Annotated in this window: 15 protein-coding genes; 6 read left to right on the forward strand and 9 right to left on the reverse strand. The window is 60.4% G+C overall.

Annotated features, from left to right (window positions below):
- From CON77_RS10305 to CON77_RS10315, 3 genes are all read left to right on the forward strand, one after another.
- A partial coding sequence (locus tag CON77_RS10305; protein WP_232788492.1) for an NAD(P)H-dependent flavin oxidoreductase occupies positions 1 to 614 on the forward strand: 614 nt, incomplete at its 5' end.
- Between the two features lie 173 nt (positions 615 to 787).
- A complete protein-coding gene (alaS, locus tag CON77_RS10310; RefSeq protein WP_101049066.1) occupies positions 788 to 3,424 on the forward strand; it encodes an alanine--tRNA ligase in 2,637 nt (878 codons plus the stop codon).
- 385 nt (positions 3,425 to 3,809) lie between these two features.
- Positions 3,810 to 4,907 (forward strand): site-specific integrase, encoded by a 1,098-nt coding sequence (locus tag CON77_RS10315; RefSeq protein ID WP_101049067.1) that lies wholly within the window; start codon positions 3,810 to 3,812, stop codon positions 4,905 to 4,907.
- A gap of 175 nt (positions 4,908 to 5,082) precedes the next feature.
- Here CON77_RS10315 and CON77_RS10320 read toward each other — a convergent pair whose 3' ends face one another.
- Entirely contained in the window at positions 5,083 to 5,376 is a 294-nt protein-coding gene (locus CON77_RS10320; RefSeq protein ID WP_101049068.1) for a helix-turn-helix domain-containing protein, read from the reverse strand.
- Between the two features lie 86 nt (positions 5,377 to 5,462).
- Here CON77_RS10320 and CON77_RS10325 point away from each other — a divergent pair, with 86 nt between their 5' ends.
- Positions 5,463 to 6,644, forward strand: a complete 1,182-nt coding sequence (locus tag CON77_RS10325) for a hypothetical protein (protein ID WP_232788494.1) — start codon at positions 5,463 to 5,465, stop codon at positions 6,642 to 6,644.
- 47 nt (positions 6,645 to 6,691) lie between these two features.
- Entirely contained in the window at positions 6,692 to 7,120 is a 429-nt protein-coding gene (locus CON77_RS10330) for a hypothetical protein (protein ID WP_101049069.1), read from the forward strand.
- Between the two features lie 121 nt (positions 7,121 to 7,241).
- On the opposite strand, the gene CON77_RS10335 is transcribed toward CON77_RS10330, so the two are convergent.
- Entirely contained in the window at positions 7,242 to 8,822 is a 1,581-nt protein-coding gene (locus CON77_RS10335; protein ID WP_101049070.1) for an AAA family ATPase, read from the reverse strand.
- Between the two features lie 118 nt (positions 8,823 to 8,940).
- Here CON77_RS10335 and CON77_RS10340 point away from each other — a divergent pair, with 118 nt between their 5' ends.
- A complete protein-coding gene (locus tag CON77_RS10340) occupies positions 8,941 to 9,699 on the forward strand; it encodes a helix-turn-helix domain-containing protein (protein WP_101049071.1) in 759 nt (252 codons plus the stop codon).
- A 334-nt stretch (positions 9,700 to 10,033) separates the two neighbouring features.
- On the opposite strand, the gene CON77_RS10345 is transcribed toward CON77_RS10340, so the two are convergent.
- The 7 genes from CON77_RS10345 to CON77_RS10375 are packed head-to-tail and all read right to left on the reverse strand — an operon-like array spanning position 10,034 to position 21,857.
- Positions 10,034 to 11,074, reverse strand: a complete 1,041-nt coding sequence (locus CON77_RS10345; protein WP_101049072.1) for a restriction endonuclease — start codon at positions 11,072 to 11,074, stop codon at positions 10,034 to 10,036.
- 9 nt (positions 11,075 to 11,083) lie between these two features.
- A complete protein-coding gene (locus tag CON77_RS10350) occupies positions 11,084 to 12,715 on the reverse strand; it encodes a type I restriction-modification system subunit M (protein ID WP_101049073.1) in 1,632 nt (543 codons plus the stop codon).
- Positions 12,712 to 13,827, reverse strand: coding sequence for an AAA family ATPase (locus tag CON77_RS10355; protein ID WP_101049074.1), 1,116 nt, complete (start codon positions 13,825 to 13,827; stop codon positions 12,712 to 12,714). The genes CON77_RS10350 and CON77_RS10355 overlap by 4 nt, the downstream gene beginning before the upstream one ends.
- Positions 13,824 to 15,095, reverse strand: coding sequence for a restriction endonuclease subunit S (locus CON77_RS10360; protein ID WP_101049075.1), 1,272 nt, complete (start codon positions 15,093 to 15,095; stop codon positions 13,824 to 13,826). Before CON77_RS10360 ends, CON77_RS10355 begins: the two co-directional genes overlap by 4 nt.
- A complete protein-coding gene (locus CON77_RS10365) occupies positions 15,092 to 16,264 on the reverse strand; it encodes an RNA/DNA-binding domain-containing protein (RefSeq protein ID WP_101049076.1) in 1,173 nt (390 codons plus the stop codon). The genes CON77_RS10360 and CON77_RS10365 overlap by 4 nt, the downstream gene beginning before the upstream one ends.
- Positions 16,246 to 18,888: a TrlF family AAA-like ATPase gene (locus CON77_RS10370; protein WP_101049077.1), complete on the reverse strand. Its 2,643-nt coding sequence runs from the start codon at positions 18,886 to 18,888 to the stop codon at positions 16,246 to 16,248. Before CON77_RS10370 ends, CON77_RS10365 begins: the two co-directional genes overlap by 19 nt.
- A complete protein-coding gene (locus CON77_RS10375) occupies positions 18,885 to 21,857 on the reverse strand; it encodes a type I restriction endonuclease subunit R (protein ID WP_101049078.1) in 2,973 nt (990 codons plus the stop codon). Before CON77_RS10375 ends, CON77_RS10370 begins: the two co-directional genes overlap by 4 nt.
- Positions 21,858 to 21,888 lie beyond the last annotated feature (31 nt).

The raw sequence follows: 21,888 nt of genomic DNA on the forward strand, positions 1-21,888 counted from the left end.
AGGTGCTGGCCAGCGCCACCACGGTGGACGAGGCGCGCTGGCTCGAAGCCCATGGCGCCGACGCCGTCATCGCCCAGGGACTGGAGGCCGGCGGCCACCGCGGCCATTTCTTGAGCGACGACCTGAGCCTGCAACTGGGCACCTGCGCCCTGCTGCCCCAGGTGGTGCGTGCCGTGCGCGTGCCGGTGATCGCGGCCGGCGGCATTGCCGACGCCGCGGGCGTGGCCGCCGCGCAGGCCCTGGGCGCCGCGGCCGTGCAGGTGGGAACGGCCTACCTGTTGTGCCCCGAGGCGCAGACCTCGCCCCTGCACCGCCAGGCGCTGCAGTCCGACGCCGCCCACCACACCGCGCTCACCAATGTGTTCACCGGGCGGCCGGCGCGCGGCATCGTCAACCGCGCCATGCGTGCCCTGGGCCAGGGCAGCGTGGGCTGGTGCCCCGTGGCGCCGGCGTTTCCGCTGGCGGCCAGCGCCATGGCCCCCTTGCGCAGCGCCGCCGAACAGGCCGGCCGCAGCGATTTCACGCCCCTGTGGGCGGGACAGGCCGCGCCGCTGTGCCGCCCCATGCCAGCCGGCGAGCTGACCCGAGCGTTGGCCAGTGGCTGGCGGGCCTGAGCGCCACCCGCACCACGGCGCGCTTTGGGGCGCATCGGAGGGCAGGACCGCTGTCCGGCAGGTCCAGTCGCTAAAATGAAGGGTTGCTTTGCCACGGGTGCTTGCTGCGCCGGCGTGCAAACCCCAGTTCTTGAACCGATACACCGCGTGGCTCCGCCACGCCGCAGCCGACCATGACCCAGCCTTCCGCGAAACCCGTGGCCTCCGTGGCCGAGATCCGCAAGACCTTCCTGGACTTCTTCGCCGCCAAGGGCCACACCGTGGTCGCGTCCAGCCCGCTGGTGCCCGGCAACGACCCGACGCTGATGTTCACCAACAGCGGCATGGTGCAGTTCAAGGACGTGTTCCTGGGCACCGACAAGCGCAGTTACGTGCGCGCCGCGTCTGTGCAGGCCTGCCTGCGCGCCGGCGGCAAGCACAACGACCTGGAAAACGTGGGCTACACCGCCCGCCACCACACCTTCTTCGAGATGCTGGGCAACTGGTCGTTTGGCGACTACTTCAAGCGCGAATCGCTGAAATGGGCCTGGGAACTGCTGACCCAGGTCTACCAGCTGCCGGCCGAGAAACTGCTGGCCACGGTCTACGCCGAGGACGACGAAGCCTATGACATCTGGACGAAAGAGATTGGCCTGCCTCCCGAGCGCGTGATCCGCATCGGCGACAACAAGGGCGGGCGCTACAAGAGCGACAACTTCTGGATGATGGCCGACACCGGCCCCTGTGGCCCGTGTTCGGAAATCTTCTACGACCACGGCGAGCACATCCCCGGCGGCCCCCCGGGCAGTCCGGAAGAAGACGGCGACCGCTTCATCGAGATCTGGAACAACGTGTTCATGCAGTTCGAGATGCACGAAGACGGCTCCGTGACCCCGCTGCCCGCGCCCTGCGTGGACACCGGCATGGGCCTGGAGCGCCTGGCCGCCATCCTGCAAGGCGTGCACAGCAACTACGAAATCGACATTTTCGATGCGCTGATCCAAGCCGCTGCCCGCGAAACCGGTTGCACCGACCTGGCCAACCCGTCGCTGAAGGTGATCGCCGACCACATCCGCGCCACGGCCTTCCTGATCAGCGACGGCGTGATCCCGTCCAACGAAGGCCGGGGCTACGTGCAGCGCCGCATCGTGCGCCGCGCCATCCGCCACGGCTACAAGCTGGGCCGCAAGGCGCCTTTCTTCCACAAGCTGGTGCCCGACCTGGTGCGCTTGATGGGCGAGGCCTACCCCAACCTGGCGGCACAAGCCCAGCGCATCACCGAGGTGCTCAAGGCCGAGGAAGAGCGCTTCTACGAAACGCTGGAAAACGGCATGCAGATCCTGGACGCTGCCCTGGCCGACGGCGCAAAAGTGCTGCCGGGCGAGGTGGCCTTCAAGCTGCACGACACCTATGGTTTCCCGCTGGACCTGAGTGCCGACGTGTGCCGCGAGCGCGGCCTGGGCGTGGACGAAGCCGGCTTCAAAGCCGCCATGGAAAAGCAAAAGGCCCAGGCCCGCGCCGCTGGCAAGTTCAAGATGGACAAGGCGCTGGACTACAGCGGTGACGGCAACACTTTCGTGGGCTACGAGCAGCTGGCCAGCCAGGCCAAGGTGCTGGCCCTGTACGTGGACGGCACCCCAGTGGCCGAGTTGAAGCACGGCCAGGCCGGCGTGGTGGTGCTGGACACGACGCCCTTCTACGCCGAAAGCGGTGGCCAGGTGGGCGACCAGGGCGCGCTGACCAGCGGCTCCGCTCGCTTCGCGGTGGAAGACACGCTGAGGATCAAGGCCGACGTGTTCGGCCACCACGGCGTGCTGGAACAAGGCACCCTGGCCGTGGGCGACCACGTGGCCGCCGAGGTGAACACCGCCCTGCGCGCCGCCACCGTGCGCAACCACAGCGCCACCCACCTGATGCACAAGGCCCTGCGCGAAGTGCTGGGTGGCCACGTGCAGCAAAAGGGCTCGCTGGTCAACGCCGAACGCACCCGCTTCGACTTTGCCCACAACGCCCCGGTGACCGACGCCGAAATCCGCCAGATCGAGGCCATCGTCAACGCCGAAATCCTGGCCAACGCGGCCGCCCAGGCGCGGGTGATGGACATCGAAAGCGCACAGAAGACCGGCGCCATGATGCTGTTCGGCGAAAAGTACGGCGAAACCGTGCGCGTGCTCGACATCGGCTCCAGCCGCGAACTGTGCGGCGGCACCCACGTGCAGCGCACTGGCGACATCGGCCTGTTCAAGGTGGTGGCCGAAGGCGGTGTGGCCGCCGGCGTGCGCCGCATCGAGGCGGTGACCGGTGCCAACGCCCTGGCCTACCTGCAGCAGCTGGAAAGCACCGTGGGCGAAGCCGCCGGTGCGCTCAAAGCCCCCGCCGCCGAGCTGACCGCCCGTGTCGCGCAGACGCTGGAGCAGATCAAGGCGCTGGAAAAGGAAGTGGCTGCCTTGAAAGGCAAGCTGGCCTCGGCCCAAGGCGACGAACTGCTGGGCCAGGCCGTGGACGTGAAAGGCCTGAAGGTGCTGGCCGCCCAGTTGGAAGGCGCCGACGCCAAGGTACTGCGCGACACCATGGACAAGCTCAAGGACAAGCTGAAAACCGCCGCCATCGTGCTGGCCGCCGTGGACGGTGGCAAGGTGCAGATCGCCGCGGGCGTGACCGCCGACAGCGTCGGCAAGCTCAAGGCCGGCGAGCTGGTGAACTTTGTCGCCCAGCAGGTGGGGGGCAAGGGCGGTGGCAAGCCCGACATGGCCATGGCCGGCGGCACCGACGCCAGCGCGCTGCCGCAGGCTTTGGCCAGCGTGCAGGCTTGGGTGGCCGAGCGGGTGTGAGCGCCCCCGTTTTTCCTGGCCGAATGCGAAAGCCGCAACGTGTGAACGTTGCGGCTTTTTTGTGTGCACTTTTGCCTTCGCTCATCGCCTTTGACCTTGCCCCAACTGGAAGAGCAAGGTCCCGAGAGGCTGTTTATCCGTTTGCGCGGACGTGGCGCGAAGACGTCCGATCTGCCACGGGCGGGCTCAGAAACGACAAAGCCCCAGTGACTGGGGCTTTGATGACTTCTTGATGTGCAAGAAAAATTCTGGTCGGGGTGAGAGGATTCGAACCTCCGGCCTCTACGTCCCGAACGCTTAGCCCTTGTGCCGTTTTTACTGGTGGTTTAAGGTGCTTCCTGATTATTTGGGCCATTCTTGGGCCATTGGGCCATCAGGGAGACGTATGGGACAGATCACAAAGCGAGGCGAGTACCAGTGGCGGGCAAAGGTCCGACGCAAGGGCTTCCCTGAACAGTCGCGCACCTTCACCTACCGCGAGGACGCAGAGAAGTGGATTCGGACAGTTGAACGCGAGCTGGAGACTTCCGGCTTCGTGGATCGCCGCGAGGCGGACAAGAACACGCTGGGGGAGGTGTTGCGCCGCTACCAGCGTGAGGTCACCCCGACGAAGAAGTCGGCCACCATCGAGTCGGTCAAGATCAACGTGATTTTGAAGGATGCGGTCCTCCCGAAACTGAAGATGTCGGCACTGACCAGCAGCGCTGTCGCCAGTTGGCGCGACCGGCGCTTGAAGGAAGTCGGCGGAGCGACGGTCAACCGCGACATTGACGTGCTGTCTGCCGTACTCAATCACGCACGCAGGGAGTGGGGCATCCATGTTGAAAACCCGGTTCCGTACATCAAGCGTCCGGAGAAGGCCCGGGCGAGGGATCGGCGCTTTTCTGCGGAGGAAGAGACATACCTGCTGGCGGCACTAACGGGGGGCGAGCGGCTGGCTGATGGCACCTTCAGCAAAGGCGCCCGGAATCCGTGGCTGTTGCCGCTCGTGAAGCTGGCGATCGAAACGGCCATGAGGCGAGGCGAGCTCCTTGCCTTGACATGGGAGAACGTGGATCTGGAACGCCAGACTGCTCACCTGCCCGACACCAAGAACGGTGAGGCCAGGACGGTGCCACTGTCCACCAGAGCAGTCGCCATTCTGAGAGCCTTGCCTCGCGCGGATGAGGATGACCAGTCAACCCAACGCACAGGGCCCGTGTTTGAGACTACGGCCATGGCGTTGCGCAAGGGCTTTGTGAGGGCGGTTGAGCGCGCGCAGGAACAGTACCGGGCTGACTGCAAGGCCGCCAAGCGCAAGCCTGTCGCGAGCTTTCTGGAAGATGTGCACTTCCACGACACGCGTCACGAAGGTGCTTCGCGCTTGGCCGAGAAGCTCAGCAACGTCCTGGAGCTGTCTGCTGTGACCGGCCACAAAGACCTTCGCATGCTCAAACGTTACTACCACCCCCGCGCCGAAGACTTGGCCAAGAAGTTGGGCTGACTGTGGATAACTTGCCCAGGCCAATCGGGATAGCGTTCCATCCTGCTCGGGATGGCGTTCCGCACCTTCGGGATGGCATTCCGATCCGTCGGGAGAGCGTTCCGCCCTCAGCCTGAAAGGCTAACTGGCACAACGGTTCGCGGCCACGCGATCAACCTCTACCGTCTTCTACCAGTTATTTACCCGACTGGCCTGTGGACAGGCTGGCGGCTGCAGCCGCCGACTCTGCGCGGTAGCGGTTCTCGACCCTCTGACAGAACTCACCCAGCGACAAATCCAGGGCAACCGCCAGGCGGTGCAGGACGCTGATAGTGGGTTGCTTGCGGCCACTCTCGATCATCGTGATGAATGGACGGTCGAGCTCACAGCGCCCGGCTACATCCTCTTGAGACAGCGCCAATTCCAACCGGCGCACCTTGACCTCTACCCCCAGGGCAGTGATCAGCAGTTGGTTTCGACTTGGACGCATAGGCGCCAAGTCTTTGCGTTTGGTTTACTATTGACACGTGTCTATAGATAACAATCGAACGGCTACCGAAATCTCAGGGGAGGCTTATGAAGGATGTAAACAGTAATTTGTTCTCGCAAGGCAACGCACGTTCCGACTCGGCGAAGGCCGTCGGCATGATGGCTCACAAAGCAGCCATGACTGTCATGGCGGTGATTACCTTGACGGGCTGCGTGACGACGCAGCCCCAGCCTGACGGTTCGACTAAAGTCCATCTCTCTCTTGGCGCCCCGGCCAAAGTCAGCCCAGACAGCACGCAGCCTGTACTAACCCCCGCCACGGAGGTCCGACCTGCTGGTGCAACCAATCAGGCGAAGCAGGATCGAACGAGCCCGGTCAGTGCTCCCGGCATCCGCACGACAGCATTGGCAGGCGTCTTCAGCAAGCATCCCTACGACGGAACGCCCAAGACCTATTTCCCCCGAGTGGCTGTCACGGTCACGGAATGGTCTCGCAATGACTGCTGGATCGGCTCCGCCACCATTTGGTGGAGCAAGAGCAAGTCCGAAGCGGTGCCAGCCTTCTCTGTGTGCTGGGGGCAGTCGGTGGGGTACGCGGTCAACAACGCCGCCAACCTGCACCTCTTCATGCAGCAGATGGCGGTCGAGCACAGCGGCAATGTCCGCACGACTGGCCCCAAGCCGCCTATGTTGGCTATCCCCGACCGGCAGCCGATCAGCGAGCGGCAGCAGCTCGCCTTCCAGGGGTTTGTCCAGCAACTGGTGCTCGACACCGGCTGGCAGCCCGGCGCACCGACCAATCTTTGGTTGGTGGGGTACGACGCTAATGTGGTCATCAAGCCAACCGTGCTTCCTGTCTCCAGCTACGGAGCGTCGCAGCCCATGAACACCAAGGCCAAGGCACAACTCGAACAGGCACTGACTTGCAGTGCCATCGGCCCACGATTTGATCTGGCCGAGTCCAAGCTCAAGCAGGCCGGTTGGAATCCAGACCAGGGAATCACGCCCGTCACCCTCGCTGAGCCCGTCAAGGTCTACGGGTTCGGCGTCCGCAAGGTTGCGGTGTCGCGTGACGGAGGTGAACAAACCTATCGCAGCTACTTGGCTCGCGTCACCGTCCAGCAGCTTGTGAAATCGGCCGCGCTGAAGCTGGGCAAGGACGGCAAGACCTATGGCCGCTTGACCAAGGTCGGCGAGCTATCGGCGGGTATGGAAGGCGGAGAAACTACGTTGACCTGCACGGTCAACACCGAAGGTTCGGAGGGCTGACCATGGCGATGCAATGTCCGAGTTGTGGCAGCGCACATATCCAGCCCATGTCCGTCGTGCACGCAAACGGCACGCAGCACTTTCACGCGACGCACACCGCCGTCACCTTAGATGGGCAGTTCGTGCAGGGGAGTACCCAAGGCTCCCAGGCAACGGTGTTGGCCCAGCATTGTGCTCCGCCAGCCCCGCCGTCCCCCATTCCGTTCGTCGCTGCTTACGGGTTGGGTGGCGCCGTGGTCTACCACGCCGCGACGGTATGTGATCTTTTCGAGCGCGGCTGCAGAGTCGGTATGTCCGCGATGGCACTCCTGCTCTACAACTGGAAGCAAGCCGCTATCGGTCTGAGTCTGATCGCGTTTGGCTGGCTGCTGATGAAGGGCTGGCATGCGCAGGCCAAAGTCTACAGTGCCGCGAAACGCCAGTGGCAGAGTACCTGGTTCTGCCATGCTTGCGGGCAGTCTCATCTTCGAGGGTGACCATCCCAGTGATTACCGTAATTATCATAATTACGGTAATCGGGGGGCAACGAGCCGATGAAACGGGACGCGGCGCGCTGAAACTCTCACACGCCAACGCCCCCCTCATCTTTGCTGCATTTCAGGCCATGAACCCGATTCCCCGGCGCGAAGGGGCGGAAGTGGCAGGCAAATCGCTGACCTGGATGTGATCCCGCTCCTCCCTGGCTGCACGCCCAAGCGCGCGCCGTAAGGCCAGGCCCAAGCTCCGTGGCGGCAGGTCTTTCAACTGGCTCACGACCTGCTCGTCCAGCCTGGGCGCAAAGACTGAGCCCCAGCTGCTTTCAGCTCGCAAGCGGCCGTAGATCGTCTGGGCGATATGGGCGACCTGCTCAGGCGTGGGTGCCTGCATGTGCAACACGGTCATCCGCGACAAGAGGGGAGCCGGGATGCCATCGGTGCTGTTAGCCGTGGCGATCCAGTTCACGTGGCTGGCGTCAATTGAGAAATCGCGGATCGACAGGTCTACGAACTTGCGCGCGCTGCGGGGCTCCAGCAGAGTGTAGAGCGCGGCCAGCGGGTCGTATTGACGCTGTTGGTCGGTCTTGTCGAGTTCGTCCAGTACCACCACGGGGTTGGCCTTCGGCTGGTAAGCGAGCAGCTCAAACACAACACCCGGCTCGGAGTTGGACCAGAAGGATTCCGACCCGGCTAATGGCGAACTGGACTGCGTACTGGCCATGTCGATCACCCGGAAGGGAAGGCAGAGACGATCTGCCAGCCAACGCGCGGCCTCGGTCTTGCCGATGCCCGCTGGGCCGACCAACAGAATGGGCGACCAAGCCACGCGGCCGTCCCCCATCGCATGCAGCGCGAAGTGGTCGTGCAGCACCTCGGTCAGTTCTGCGAAGTTGGGGAAGTCACGCTGGAACTCCGCAATCAATTCCGGCCAATCATCGGGCAGTTCACCCAGTCGGCGACGCTCGTGGCCTGCTGAGCGGATGCGCTCGGCGATGTACTGCGCCCGCCTTGCCTTCTCCTCAGGCTTGGCGCGGTGGCGCTCGACAAAGCTGCGCAGGCCTGCCGCCTCCAGAAAGGCAATCTGCGGTGTGGCCCTCGGCTCTGGCCGGGCAGGCTGCTCCGGGGTGGATGTGGACGGCTTCATGTCGGGCAAGGCCTGCACGAGGGCATGCACGGCGTGGTCGATGGATGGATCGAGCGGCTCGCCGCGAATGGACTTCTCGGCCTTGGCGGGTGCAGGCAGCAGGCCCTGCGCGACCGCGAGCTTGTGGTTGCGCTTCAGGTCTTCCGTGTATAGGCCGATAGTGGCCTCGTGCCGTTTGCAGCGCACACCTTGGCCCGCGTTGGCATCGCCGCCAATTACCGGGGCCGAGCACACGGGGCAATGCTGTTGCGCAGCATGACGGGCGGCCTCAATCAGATCTAGCAGTGCCCGGTCACGGTTCACGCTGGCACCCACCAATTCGACCCGCATGCTCAGCTTGTCCCGCTGCGTGGTGGCGCAGAAGAGCGGCAGGTGCCGATAGTCTGCGGGTTTCATCAGCAGTTCGCACTGCGTCACGAAATACTCCAGCACGGCCAAATGACCCGGGGCAGGCTCCACCACCTGCCGGGCAAGCCAGGGATGCCGGGCTTTAAGCGCTGCCACCGCCTCTTGGTAGGTCGCACGGCTCAAAGAGCGATGACGGGATGTGCGTGTCATGGCGATCTCTCCTGTTTAGCTATAAATTACTATAACAGTAGAAAGGACGGCAATCCAGTCTCGTCAGTATGGCGACTGAGGGTTATAGTGATTTATTGTGATCGTCTAAAAGACTGCCATGCCCGCTTTAAGTAACGAACAACTCCCCATACTCGCAGGCGCTCTGTTACGCCTGCGAGGCCTCACATTGGCTGCGGTGTTCGACGCCACCGGCATCCGTGCGGCCAACTTGTCTGCATGGCTGAAGGGCAAGCCACAGGTCATCTCTGCGGCGCGCGTGACGGCGCTGCTGTACCACCTGGGCGTGCAAGGCGGTCAGGTTCGGTCGGACATGGTGCACAGCTGGACCGACCAAGGTGACTGGGCCCACCTGCGCACCGTGTTCAACCTGCTTCAGGAGCCAGTGGCGCCCCGATGCTTGTTCCTCGACGAGCATCCTGGCATGTCACACACGAGATTTTTGCAGTGGGGCGAGGCATGGGTTCGACTGTCTCTCACGCCGGGGCCCACGGCGCAGGATGATTTGGCCGCGATGGTCAGGCCAGACCGCATGATCGTGCTGCCTGTGGCGCTGGAAGGGATTCCGACCCAAGACCCGCGAGAGTTGGCATCCGTGCTGTTGAGTCTTGCCGAGCAGGGAGGGCAAGAGATTCCCAGCGGTGAGCTGGCGCATGGGTTCATGCAGCACTTGGGGGCCCCCCCTGGGCAAGGCTTTTCGCTCACAGAAGGGGATTCTCTGGGCTGGCGCATCTTGGAGGCCACGTTGCGCAAGGCCATGCGGGCTGGCATGAATCCCGCCATGCTGGCTTTCAAGATCGACCTGCTGGTGCTCGGCGGTGCCAACGCGGCACCTGGCCGCAACGAGGACTCAGCCTGAGAGGTATCTTGGACGCAGCAGCTATCGGGCTGTCCCCATCCGCCGCTGCCCACCAAACCTGTCGGCTTGGCGCTCAGCGGCCACATTCTTTGAGCTCGAAGAAGCTAGCTCAAAGAATGTGCCGAATGCGATGGGGACTGCCTGCTTGCGACCGTGCGTCCAGCATGAATGTGCGAAAGACGGTGCCAACCCATGTGCGAAGACCGGTGCCTGCCTTGTGCGAAACAAGTGGGGGCAGTGTGTGAAGACTATGGCGACTGCATGCCATGAAGGGCGCGAACAATGTGGCGGCACCCTGCCGAACAAGGTGTGAACACCTCGCCCAGCTTGGTCTTCAAAGCGCCTCGTCTTGCGATGCCACCATCCATACCCGCTTCAACGGCAGCTCCGCCTTGAGGTCTTCGTCCAGACGCTCGTACTGCTCGAATAGCTGTTCAAGCAATTCCTTCTGCGTCCACAGACGCAATCGGAAGAACTGCGATGCCAGCTCTTTCTGCACATTGCCCTTGAAGCCGCCCCACGCAACGAACAGGCCTTGGTCGGCATTGAACTTGGTCATTGCCCCCAGCAGCTTGTCCACCGATTCGCGCCCAATCGGTGAATCCTCGGACTTCACCTCCACGCACAACCTCGGCGCGGAAAAGCCCAGGGGGCCAGAGCCCGCCAGGATGTCGGCGCCGCCGTCTGCGCCCTCCGGGCTACGGTAGGTGGTGTAGCCCTGCGCTTTCAGGATACCTTCGACCAAGCGGGTCAGGCCGTGACCCTTGAAGCGAGCAGAGATGAGCGCGGCGATCTGGTCGCGTGCCAGTTCGTCCAGATCGGTGTCGGCGGCCTCTGCATCAGTCGTCGTTGCCGTGGCCGCTTTGGCGGGGGCGGACAGTGTTTCCGCTTTCCAATCGCTGGCCCGCATGGCCGCAATCCGCTGCTCCGCGTTGTTACGTTGGATGCGGCAGATCGTCAGGAACGCGCCGAAGGAGAACAGCAGGTCTTTGCCAAAGTGCGTGCGCGGGATGGCTTCGCCGATCCACTTGACTGCGCGCCAATGAAAGAAGGGGTTCGGGCCCGCCTTCTCGGCGCGGTAGTCGCCCGTGATCTCGCCGATGTAGACCGCAGGCTGCGTCTTCAGCGGCAGCACCACCAGATCACCAATCTGCATCTCATGCGCGAACGGCCAGACCTGACTCACCCAGTTCAGCACTGCTTTGGGCTTGGCCTCGGGGTAGCGCTGGGTCATTTCAGCGGTCAGCTCGCCTCGCTGTTGCAGCTTGGATAGGTCCAGGTTCAGGTCATCCCAGGTCACATAGACCCGACCCTCCTGGATGAACTTCTGCTCGTATTCGCCGTGCGAGCCTGCACGGACTAGCCAGATCGCCATGGGGAATCCTTACCGTGATGCCTCGGCGCCATAGGGCAGCGGTGGCAGCCCCAGTTCCTTGAGGAATTCATTGTGTTGATCGGTGGCTGCCCTGATCTTCTGATCCAGCGCCACCAGCTCCGCATGCACCGCCGCCAGTTTGATTTCTTCCTCCGCCTCGGCCGTGCTCACGTAGCGCGAGATGTTCAGGTTGAAGTCGTGTTCCTTCTCGATGACTTCCAATGGCACCCTGCGCGAGTAGCGAGGCTCTTCCTTGCGGTAGCGGTAGGTGTCGATGATTTTGTCGATGTGCTCGGGCAGCAGCTGGTTCTGCCGTTTGCCCTTCTCGAAGTGCTCAGCCGCGTTGATGAACAGCACGTCATCGGGCTTCTTGCACTTCTTCAGCACCAAGATGCACACCGGAATGCCGGTGGAGAAGAACAGGTTCGCCGGTAGGCCGATCACCGTGTCAATATGCCCATCCTTGAGCAACTTGGTGCGGATGCGCGCCTCAGCACCCCCACGGAACAGCACGCCGTGAGGCAGAATGATGGCCATCACGCCGTCCTGCTTCAGGAAGTGGAAACCATGCAGCAGGAAGGCAAAGTCAGCGGCCGACTTCGGTGCCAAGCCATAGTTCTTGAAGCGGGTGTCCTCGCCCAGCGCCTCGCTCGGTTCCCAGCGGTAGCTGAATGGTGGGTTGGCTACAACCGCGTCGAACTTCGGCATCTTGGCGGGGTTGGTTTCACGCAGCATGTCCCACTCGTTGAGCAGGGTGTCGCCGTGGAAGATTTCGAACTCCGAGTCCTTCACCCCGTGCAGCAGCATGTTCATGCGCGCCAGGTTGTAGGTGGTGATGTTCTTCTCCTGCCCGTGAATCTTGCCGATGCCATGTGGCCCCATCCGGTGGCGCACGTTCAACAGCAAAGAGCCAGAACCGCAAGCGAAGTCGAGCACGCTGTCCAGATGCGAACGCTGGCCCGTGGCTGGCTCCTGACTGTCCAGCGTGACGATGGCCGACAGGATGTCTGAAATGCGCTGCGGCGTGTAGAACTCGCCAGCCTTTTTGCCCGAGCCTGCCGCGAACTGACCGATCAGGTATTCATAGGCGTCGCCCAGGGTGTCGCTGTCGGTGGAGAACTGGCCCAGGCCCTTGGCGATTTCGGCGATGATCTTGCACAGGCGGGCATTGCGCTCGGCGTAGGTCTTGCCCAGCTTGTCCGATGCCAGGTTGATCTCCGAGAACAGCCCCCGGAAGGTGCTGGCGAAGGATTCTTCCTCGATGTACTTGAAGCCGGCTTGCAGTGTGCTTAGCAATTCAGCGTGCTGTGTGCGAGCCATCTCGGCGATATTGCGCCACAGGTATTGCGGCTCAATCACGTAATGCACCTTGCGGCGCATTTGTTTCTCGAACTCGGGCACATCGTCTAGATTGCCTTCATACCATTGCTGCAGCGGCGTGGAGACCGAACCATCGATCTGCTGAGGGTAGTCCGACCCTAGCTCCTTCTGGGCGGCTGCTTCGTAGTTGTCCGACAGATAGCGCAGAAACAGGAAGGCCAGCATGTAGTCGCGGAAGTCATCCGCATTCATCGCGCCGCGCAGTTGGTCGGCAATGGCCCAGAGGGTCTTGCCCAGTTTTTGTCTTTCGAGATCGGTCATGGTGTGCCTGCTGGTGCGGCCTCAGGAGCCTGAGGGAACAAATCGGGATTGAAGGGGTAGCGATTCAGGAAGTCGTTCAGAACCTTCTTGAAGTAAGCCTTGTTCTCATCGAGCATCTGCTGCGGCTCGTATAGCGAATAGTTGCCGTGGCTGAGGATGTTGATCAGGCGTGTGTGCAGAATGCCGTCCGGGTCGTCATCATCCTGCTTGATGCATACCGAGAAATTCTTGTGCCCATGAAAGCTGGCCGTCTTCTCCAGAATCGTGCGCAGCATGTTGAAATGATGGGTGAACAACCGGTCTTCCTGCATAGCCTGGTACAGCTCGGCTAAGGCAGCAACGTGGTGGAAGAATGGTGTGTCGCCATCTTCGGGGCGCAGCAGGTATCCCCCATTGTTTGGATGCTTGTTGACAACGTACTTGCGGGCGCTCTTCATCTCGTTGCACAACACGTTGAAGAACAACGTATGGTGCGTCGAAATCACCGTTTTGAGCTTGTTATCCTGCCGTTTTAGCAATTGCGCCAGATGGTTGGCCACGGCAATCGCGTTGTGCTCATCCAGCGAAGAAATCGGATCGTCGATATATAGGTACTTCACCCACTGGTAAGCCTCGATCTCCGGGTCCATTGCCAGTTCGACCACGGCCAAGAAAAAGCACCAGATGAAGATATTCTCTTCACCGCGCGAGACTTTGATGTTGTCAACGGTCTGCCCGTCTACTAAGCGCGAAAAGCGCACAGCCCACTCGTGCCCCTGTGTGTCAATGCGGAAATCGAAGTCCGCATAACGCCGCAGCAGCGGGCGGATGCGGTTGTCCATTTCCAGCTCGAACACGCCCTGGAAAAACCGCGAATCCCTATTGAGCAACAAGCGACGATCAGAATCGCCAGCCAAATCATTGTTCCAGTGGAACAGGTCTTCGGTAAAGGCGTTGAAATACACCGTATCGCGGGCCTCATTCTGTTTGCCAATGTCCTTGAACGCCATGGACAGCCGCGTCTTGCCGGTGCCGTTGTAGGCATAGAGCAGGATGACCTTCTTGTTTTCTAGCTCTCCCCGCAGATGGGCGGCCAGCACCGGAAGGTTAGCGAAGGGTACGCCTGGTCTCATACCGATAGCCCATCAAGCACGGGGAAGATCTTCTGCATCAGTCCTTGCTTGTGAAGTTTGAGGGTTTCGAGCTTTCGAGTGTCGGCAGCAATCCTAGCGTCGAGGCTTCCCATGCAGTCGGCAATAGATCGTTGCTCTGCCAAAGGTGGAATTGGAATCTCCATTTGCTTCAAGTGCGTGGGGCCGAAGTGTTTTATCCCTCCACCCACTGCGGCAGATGCAGCTTGTTGCTCAAAATGAGGACTTCCCAAGAAAACCTTCAAGTAGCTAAGGGTTAGCCGTTCATTGCTTGGTCGAAACCGAATGAGTCCGGTGTAAAAGACGGCTCCTACTGCAACCTCTGTCACAATTGATGTGAGGCCAAAGGTGGCGCTGGTTGAAATGATTAAATCATCGAGCTCAAGACGAAAGTGTGCCCATTTCTGATCCACCTTTTCGGGGTCTAGGTAATTGCAACCATCCAGGGTGACGTTGATCCCTCCAACTCCTGCAAGCCTAACAAGCGGTACTCCTTCACTTCGAAAATCAACCGCCATAATTCCCGGGCCTTCTTGGAAGAACACGACCTCAGGCAAACTTGCTACAGTCCAATCACCTTCGTTGATGAATCGGAGGCGGGGCATATTTTCTCCCACGCGGGGGAAAAGCTGCTGCATAAGGCTCTTTTTATAGAGCTTGAGGGCGTCCAGTCTCAGAGTTTCCGCTGTGATCAGCTCATCGAGGGAAGACAGACAGTCTGAGATTTTTTGTTGCTCATCTGGTGTGGAAACTGGGAGTGGCAGGCTCATGAAAGCATCGTTTGAAATGCTCATGCGATCATGTCGTGCGCCTGTGCTGGAGGCTTGGCGCATGTACTGATGCCAATGCGTCGATTTGAAATAATGGGCGTAAAAATCGTTACGGGCATCATTAAACTTGAATACCGTATATAGCGGCGACATCACGCCTAAGCCGATCCTGTTCTTGGAAATGGGTCCGACCGGAGCCAAGGCGGAGATGCGAGGGTTGTAGACGTAACTGCCATCCTCGACGATGTAATATCCCTCTAAATTTCCTTGGGTGGCAATATCCTTGTCGAAAAAATCACGTTGATCAATCACGCCAAATTCGGCGGAATTGGTTAGAACGCGGATTACTTCGCCGTCGGTATTTTTCTGCGTGGAGCGCCTCGCTAGCTTCGCTAGCGTCTGAAAACTCCACGACTTCGCATCTAGAAACTCTGGAAACCGTAGCTGAGGCACCAAGGATTGTTTTTCGCTGTTATTCATGCATCTTGCCCCGATGGCCGCGCGACGGTGACCTTAAACAGATTTCCCGCCCGGTCGTCGATGAGTTCAATTTGCGGCCATGCCCGCAAGGCGCGCAGTAGGCCGCTGCCCAGTCCGCGATACGGCAGGAGCTTGGCGGCAAAGGACGCCAGAATCGGGTTGCGCATATTGGAGTTGCCCGCCTTGATGTTCTCGATGGTCAGGTTGTTGGGCAGGTGGCCGGGACTGATGATCTCGACCCGATCCGCAAACACCAGAACACGGACCGGCGCGCTGACGAAGTAGTCGCGGTGAATGAGGGCGTTGGCGACCAGCTCTTCCCAGACGATGCGCGGAATCTCGGGCTGACCCTGGGTGTTGAAGCCCTGCTCGCCCTGCGCGGCGCGGGTGTTGGCGACGATGAAGCCCAGCGTTTGCTGAAACATATCGGCCAGCTTGCCGGTGATGTCGCGGCTGTCGATGTAGCGCTCGTCTTCGATCTCAGTGCCGACAAAAGCGACGGCCTTGACGATGAAGGCGGGTAGCGCGTACTGCGGTGTTTTGGCGAACAGCAGGCCGCCCGCCACGTTGAGCTGCCCCTGGTTCATCAGGTTCATGTTGGTCAGCAACTGCGGCAGCGGCTGGTTATGCTGGGCGAGTGACTCGCCGAATTGTCCTTCAAAAAATCTTTCGAAGTACGGCAGGTCTATATCTCCGGCACTGAGTCTCGCAACGGGAGTTTCGTCTGCGTGTACCGAACCGGCTTGCTGAAATAGGCGCAGGATTTCTTCACGGTCATTGACCCTACGCTTGTCCGACCCCTTTTTTACCCAGATAGAGAGGGCGCCGTCCTGGGCCACCATGTAGGGCTTACTGATTCCTTCTGGCACAGTGATAACTAACACGATCCCATTCGGGTGGGGCACGTTTTCTGTTAGCGGAGCCATTGCCGGACGCACATTGTTGGTGGCAGCGTTGGCAATTAATTGATTGAGACGGGCTACGTCGTCGTTAGATAGCCCACGCACCGAACCGTCATCGTTCACGCCGATGAAAATTCGTCCGCCCGAAGAGTTGCTGAAGGCGACCACCTCTGCCGCAAGTGAATTAGCATTGGTGATATCCGCTTTGAACTGATGGCGGCTGTCCTCTCCCCGGCTGAGGATGTCGATCAGCTCTGTGGTTTCCATAGGTTGTAGACCTCTTTGCGACGGTTGAAGGCTTCCTGGCCTCCTTCCATGATGTTGATGATGGCTTCCTGCACCGGGCGGGCGTCGATACTGCCGCTTCGCGTGGCGACCTTCTCGTCCTGGTATTGGCAGGCGTGCACCTGCTCGGCGTCACCCAGCACCGGGAAGTTGGCGTTGTGGGTGGCGAAGATGAACTGGGCGTGAGGTTTCATCTCACGCAGCAGCTTGATCACATCGTCGTAGATGGTCTGGTTGTCCAGATCGTCTTCCGGCTGGTCGATGATGATCACGTCGTTCTGGCGTTGGCTGAGCACATACAGCAGCAGCGCCGAAGCGCGCTGCCCGAGCGAGTGGTGCTTCAACTCTTTGCCGCGATAGCGGATGACGAAGCGGTTGGGCACCTGCCAGGTGACGAACTCGGTCAGGTTCTGCATGAAGGTCTTCTCGAAGACCTCGGGTGTGCTGCCGGCCTTGGCCAAGGCTCCCGGAAGGGCACGCAGGAGGCCGCCGAAATCGGCATAGTCCTCCATCACTGCGCGCAGGGTGGTTTCGCGGATGTTGCTGCCCTTGAAGAGTTGCTGCATGAAGCTGATGGCGGCTTCCTTGTCGCCCTTGAAGTCGGCTTCGATCTGCAAGGCGGTGTGGCCAGCGTTCACGCGGTCCAGCTCCGCCTTGATGGTGTTGAACTCGCGCAGCCAGAGTTCATTGAGCTTGTCGATCTCGGCAAACAGCGTGTCGCGGATGCTGGTCTGCTGTGATTCCTGCTTGGTCAACGCCTCCAGCATTTGCTCCGCCTTGGTCTTGCGTTGCTGCTGGGTGAGGAAGTCGTCCGGCTGGATGGCTGTCATGCCGGTCTGCTTGAGTTCCTGAGCCAGTTGGCGCTCGACTTGTGCGAACTCCTCCTTAAGGTTCTTGCTTGCGCCTTCAAACTCGCCCTGTTTGGCCTGGAGGCGACCCGCAATGGCTCGCGCGTCTTGCTCGATCTGCTTGAGCTGATCGACCTTGGCAACGAGCTTGGAGAACTCGGCGTAGTAGGCCGTGAAGAAATCTGGGTTCTGCTTGGACACGTAACTCGTCGCGTTGCGCAACTCGTCCTCATGCTCGGCAATCAATTGCCCCTGGGCGAGGATGAAGCTGTCTGCCCGCTCTTTCATGCGCGCGAGCGCAGTGGCGTCCTGCTGGAAGCCGAGGCGCTTTTGAAGCTTGTCGGCGACGCCGTGCTCCGCGAACTTGGTCAGACGGAAATTGGCATCATTGAGCTGGGTCTCGAAGTCGCGCTTGAGTTCGGCCGTGTTGCTGAGCTTGAGCCAGCGCTGAGCAGCGTCGCGCACGCGCTGGCGTTGGGCATCTATTTCCTCACGCAGCACACGCAGCTTCTCGCCAACCAGCTTTTCCACCAGATCGGTCTCGAAGCCTTCGCCGGTGCTGGAAAGGTCTTTCTGGCCGAAGTAGATCGGGCGACGCAGTACAGTCTCCCGGATCGACACGCCGGGCTGCAACTTGCCCCCCAGGTAGACGTTCGGCGCTTCGCGGAAGATGCGGGAGATGGTGAACTCCTGTCCGTACACGTCGCAGGCTGTCAGCGTGACCTTGCCGCCGCTGCCAAGGGTGTGCCGGATCAACTCGTCCTTGTACTTGGTGTCCTGTGCTTTCTCACCTCGTGGAATATCGAGGGCGTAGCGCACCGCCTCCAGGATGGACGACTTGCCGCTGCCCCGGATGCCGATCAGCGTGTTGAGTTCGGAAGAGAAGTGCAGCGTCTGACCATCGAGGATGCCCCCGTCGAAGTGGATGCTGCGGATGTGCGACGCCTGATGCTTGGGCGGCTCCGTGGCGACCCGCGCAGCGGGATCGCTCAAGGCAAACTTGACCGCCTCAAAGGACAGCTCGCCCAATTTGAGATAACAGGCTTTGCCCTGACCAATGTCTTCTATGCATTTGGCGTCGCAGCCTTCGAGTTCGGCGGGATACCAGTCACCTAGATGCTGCTGCGCTTTAGTCCGGCAGGGTTTGTTTTTCTCTTGCACCTTGTTGTACGTGCGCACCTTCTGAAAGCCAAGCGTGCGGCGGCGAAATAACTCATTTCGGCCCAGCTCGGCAAGACGCCCCCCATCCAGCTCGGCCCAAAGCCCACTCGGCGCTTCGACATGAGCAAAGACGAAAAAGAAGTCGCGGTGGTAGTTTTCCAACTCCTCGATGGTGTTCGCCAGCGACAGCGAAGATCGACCATTTTCCTGTTCATACTGCGCTGGGACTTTTCCTTTGAACGCGACGCCCAAGAAGGGATTGATATGGTCATGACCATCGGCCAACCAATCATCGGAAAAGACAACCAGCGTATGAATGCCATTGGCCCCATCATTGACCGACAGCTCGACGCCTGGCAGCAGCGCAATCCCCTTCTTCTGCGCTGTCTTGCGCAGCGCTTTGAACTCATCGAAGTCGAACTTGTTGTGATTGGTGATGACGCCCAGGCGAATGCCCGCGTTCTCCAACGCATCCACATAGTTGCTGTTGTAGAAGTTGTCATCGCCCGTGAACTTGAACTCGCGGTCTGCGCGGGTGTGCAGATGGAAGTCTGCACGAATCCACTGTGCCCCTTGTGCAAAGACGGTCCCCATCATCGTCCCTCCTCATACGCAGCCAGGCCGGCGATCTCTCGGCCTTGGGCGAGCTTGTGCAGCAGTGGAGTCAGCTCTTCCATCAGGGCCAACTCCTTCACACGCCGGCTCTTCCAGTTGAGTCCGAGCGGTTCTAGAAAGTCGGTGAGCTTCTCTCCGTCGAAGATGCGGCGTCGCAGGATTTCATCGACAAAGCCTTGCAGTGCGTCAGGCACAAGCCCATGGCGGTTAGCAATATCGGTCAGTTCCCGTGCTTTCTTCTCTGCCTTGAAGCGGTCAAATCCGCTGCGGATTTGCTTCTCGTCCAATGCTTCATTGACCGGCAGGCCCCGGATGTACTCGGCAATGTCCTCGCGCTCATCGATGAACTTGGCGTCGGACTGAATCAGACCGATGAGCTGCTCCCGGTTCATGGTGAGCTTGCCGGGCTTCTGCTGCGTCAGCTTCGCAATGAGGCCCATGATGTAGTCGTAGTCGATCACCGCAGACGCGAAGAGCACGAACTCGAAATCAAGCTGCTGCACTTCGGGCACAGCCTGATCGCGGTCCTGCTGTTCCTTCAGCCGTTTGGCAGTCTCCAGGTACACCCCTTTGAAGCCTTGCAGCTGATCGGGCGGCGCAATCTGGGTGATCTGCGCCTTCTGTTCTTCGGAAAGATCGGTGTATTGATCGAGCTGGGTCTTGAGGCGCTGCACTTCCTTGAACAGGTTGACGAACTGCGCCCGAGCGGCGTCGCCCTTTAGGTTGGCTACCTCTTCCGGCGCATTGGCCACGCCTTGTGACTGCATGAAGTCAGCCAGCTTCTGGGTGGCCGTCTGCAGGTTGTCGATGACCTTGGGCGCAGGGTCTACGAGCCAAATTTCGCGCGGGTTGTCGATCTTCTCGCCGGAGAAGAGCGCAATCGCCTCTTCGACCGGCTTCTGCTGCTGGCGGAAGTCGAGGATGTTGCCGTAGGGTTTACTGTCGTTCAGCACGCGGTTAGTCCGCGAGAACGCTTGGATCAAGCCATGGTGCTTGAGGTTCTTGTCCACATACAGCGCGTTGAGGTACTTGGAGTCGAAACCGGTGAGCAGCATGTCCACGACAATGGTGATGTCGATCTTTTGCTCGGCTGGCAGATCGGTGTTCGGGTACTGCTGATCCTTGATGCGCTTCTGCACATCCTGGTAGTACAGGTCGAACTCGCCAATGCGGTGGTTGGTACCGAAGCGGGCGTTGTAGTCAGCGACGATACGGGTGAGCGCCGCTTTTTTGCCTTCAGGGTCCTGCTGGTTGTCCTCCTTTTCTTGCGGCAGGTCTTCCTGAATCTGCTGCACGTCCTTGTTGCCCTCGGCGGGCGGGGAGAACACGCAGGCAATGTTCAGCGGGCGGAATTCGGGGTCTTGCTCCGCTCGCTGCTTCTGAACGTTGGCAAATAGTTCGAAGTACTCGATAGCATCATTGATGCTGGCGGTCGCCAGCACAGCGTTGAACTTGCGCCCATTGGTAGCGGCGTCGTGCTTGGCCATGATGGTTTCAATGACCTTCAGTTTGGCAATACCTTCGCCGGGCTTGGATGGGTTCTTGCCCTCGGGCTTGAAGTAGTCCACGTGGAAGCGCAGGACGTTGCGGTCCTCAATGGCGTGGGTGATGGTGTACTGGTGCAGACAGCGCTGGAACAGATCGTCGGTGGTTCGGTAGCTGGCGTGCTGCCCCTCAATTTGTTGATAGCTGGCGTTCTTCTCAAAGATGGGCGTGCCCGTGAAGCCAAAGAGCTGAGCGTTGGGGAAGAACTCTTTGATGGCTTTGTGGTTCTCGCCGAACTGCGAGCGGTGGCATTCGTCGAAAATGAACGTGATGCGAGCTTCGCGCAGCGCCTCCAAACGCTCTTTGTAGTTGCGCTTATTGGTGCCGTCCAGAGCCAGGCCCAGCTTCTGAATAGTGGTGACGATGACCTTGTCGGCGTAGTCGTCGGACAGCAGGCGGCGTACCAGCGCTTCTGTGTTGGTGTTCTCTTCGACGCAGCCTTCCTGGAAGCGGTTGAATTCCTCGCGGGTCTGGCGATCCAGGTCTTTGCGGTCCACCACGAACAGGCACTTGTCGATGTCCGGGTTGTCCTTGAGCAGGGTGGACGCCTTGAACGAAGTCAGCGTCTTGCCTGACCCGGTGGTATGCCAGATGTAGCCGTTGCCGCAGTTCTGGTGGATGCATTCCACGATGGCTTTGACGGCATAGATTTGGTACGGCCGCATCATCAGCAGCTTCTGCTCGCTGGCCACCAGCACCATGTAGCGGCTGATCATCTGGCCCAAGGTGCACTTGGCCAGGAACTTCTCAGCAAAGCTATCGAGCTGCGTGATCTTCTTGTTGTCCTCGCTGGCGAACTGGTAAACCGGCAAGAAGCGCTCATCAGCGTTGAAGCTGAAGTGCCGCGCGTTGTTGTTAGCGAAGTACCAGGTATCGGTGCGATTGCTGACGATGAAGAGCTGCAGGAAGCACAGCAGCGTTTTGCCGTAGCCATTGCCGGGATCGGTCTTGTAATCAACGATCTGCTGCATGGCCCGGCGTGGGCTGACGGCCAGGGTCTTCAGCTCGATTTGCACCACCGGCACACCGTTGATGAGCAGCATCACGTCGTAGCGGTGATGGCTGTTATCGGTGTTCATACGCAACTGGTTGACGACCTCGAAGTCGTTCTTGCACCAGTCCCTGATGTTCACTAGGGTGAAGTTCAGCGGCGTTCCGTCGTCTCGCTCAAAGCTGTTGATGTTGCGCAGCGTCTGGGCTGCGTTGTAAACATCGGGCGTGACGATGCCATCGAGGAGGCGCTGGAACTCGCTGTCGGTCAGATGTACCCGGTTGAGCGCTTCGAACTTGGCGCGGAAGTTGGCTTCCAATGCGACGCGATCGCGGATTTCCGGGCGATAGGTGTACTTGAGGTCGCCGAGCTTGCTGATCAGGTCCAGCTCGATTTGGTGTTCTGTGGTCGTCATGAATCTGTTCCTGCCGTCATGGATGTGCGGG

The sequence above is a fragment of the Macromonas nakdongensis genome, from assembly GCF_002837145.1.
Lineage (GTDB): Bacteria > Pseudomonadota > Gammaproteobacteria > Burkholderiales > Burkholderiaceae_C > Macromonas_B > Macromonas_B nakdongensis.

Excerpts from the sequence above, each read along its gene's own strand:
- alaS (WP_101049066.1), top strand. The coding sequence starts at position 788 with ATGACCCAGCCTTCCGCGAAACCCGTGGCCTCCGTGGCCGAGATCCGC.
- CON77_RS10315 (WP_101049067.1), top strand. The coding sequence starts at position 3,810 with ATGGGACAGATCACAAAGCGAGGCGAGTACCAGTGGCGGGCAAAGGTC.
- CON77_RS10320 (WP_101049068.1), bottom strand. The coding sequence starts at position 5,376 with ATGCGTCCAAGTCGAAACCAACTGCTGATCACTGCCCTGGGGGTAGAG.
- CON77_RS10325 (WP_232788494.1), top strand. The coding sequence starts at position 5,463 with ATGAAGGATGTAAACAGTAATTTGTTCTCGCAAGGCAACGCACGTTCC.
- CON77_RS10330 (WP_101049069.1), top strand. The coding sequence starts at position 6,692 with ATGTCCGTCGTGCACGCAAACGGCACGCAGCACTTTCACGCGACGCAC.
- CON77_RS10335 (WP_101049070.1), bottom strand. The coding sequence starts at position 8,822 with ATGACACGCACATCCCGTCATCGCTCTTTGAGCCGTGCGACCTACCAA.
- CON77_RS10340 (WP_101049071.1), top strand. The coding sequence starts at position 8,941 with ATGCCCGCTTTAAGTAACGAACAACTCCCCATACTCGCAGGCGCTCTG.
- CON77_RS10345 (WP_101049072.1), bottom strand. The coding sequence starts at position 11,074 with ATGGCGATCTGGCTAGTCCGTGCAGGCTCGCACGGCGAATACGAGCAG.
- CON77_RS10350 (WP_101049073.1), bottom strand. The coding sequence starts at position 12,715 with ATGACCGATCTCGAAAGACAAAAACTGGGCAAGACCCTCTGGGCCATT.
- CON77_RS10355 (WP_101049074.1), bottom strand. The coding sequence starts at position 13,827 with ATGAGACCAGGCGTACCCTTCGCTAACCTTCCGGTGCTGGCCGCCCAT.
- CON77_RS10360 (WP_101049075.1), bottom strand. The coding sequence starts at position 15,095 with ATGAATAACAGCGAAAAACAATCCTTGGTGCCTCAGCTACGGTTTCCA.
- CON77_RS10365 (WP_101049076.1), bottom strand. The coding sequence starts at position 16,264 with ATGGAAACCACAGAGCTGATCGACATCCTCAGCCGGGGAGAGGACAGC.
- CON77_RS10370 (WP_101049077.1), bottom strand. The coding sequence starts at position 18,888 with ATGATGGGGACCGTCTTTGCACAAGGGGCACAGTGGATTCGTGCAGAC.
- CON77_RS10375 (WP_101049078.1), bottom strand. The coding sequence starts at position 21,857 with ATGACGACCACAGAACACCAAATCGAGCTGGACCTGATCAGCAAGCTC.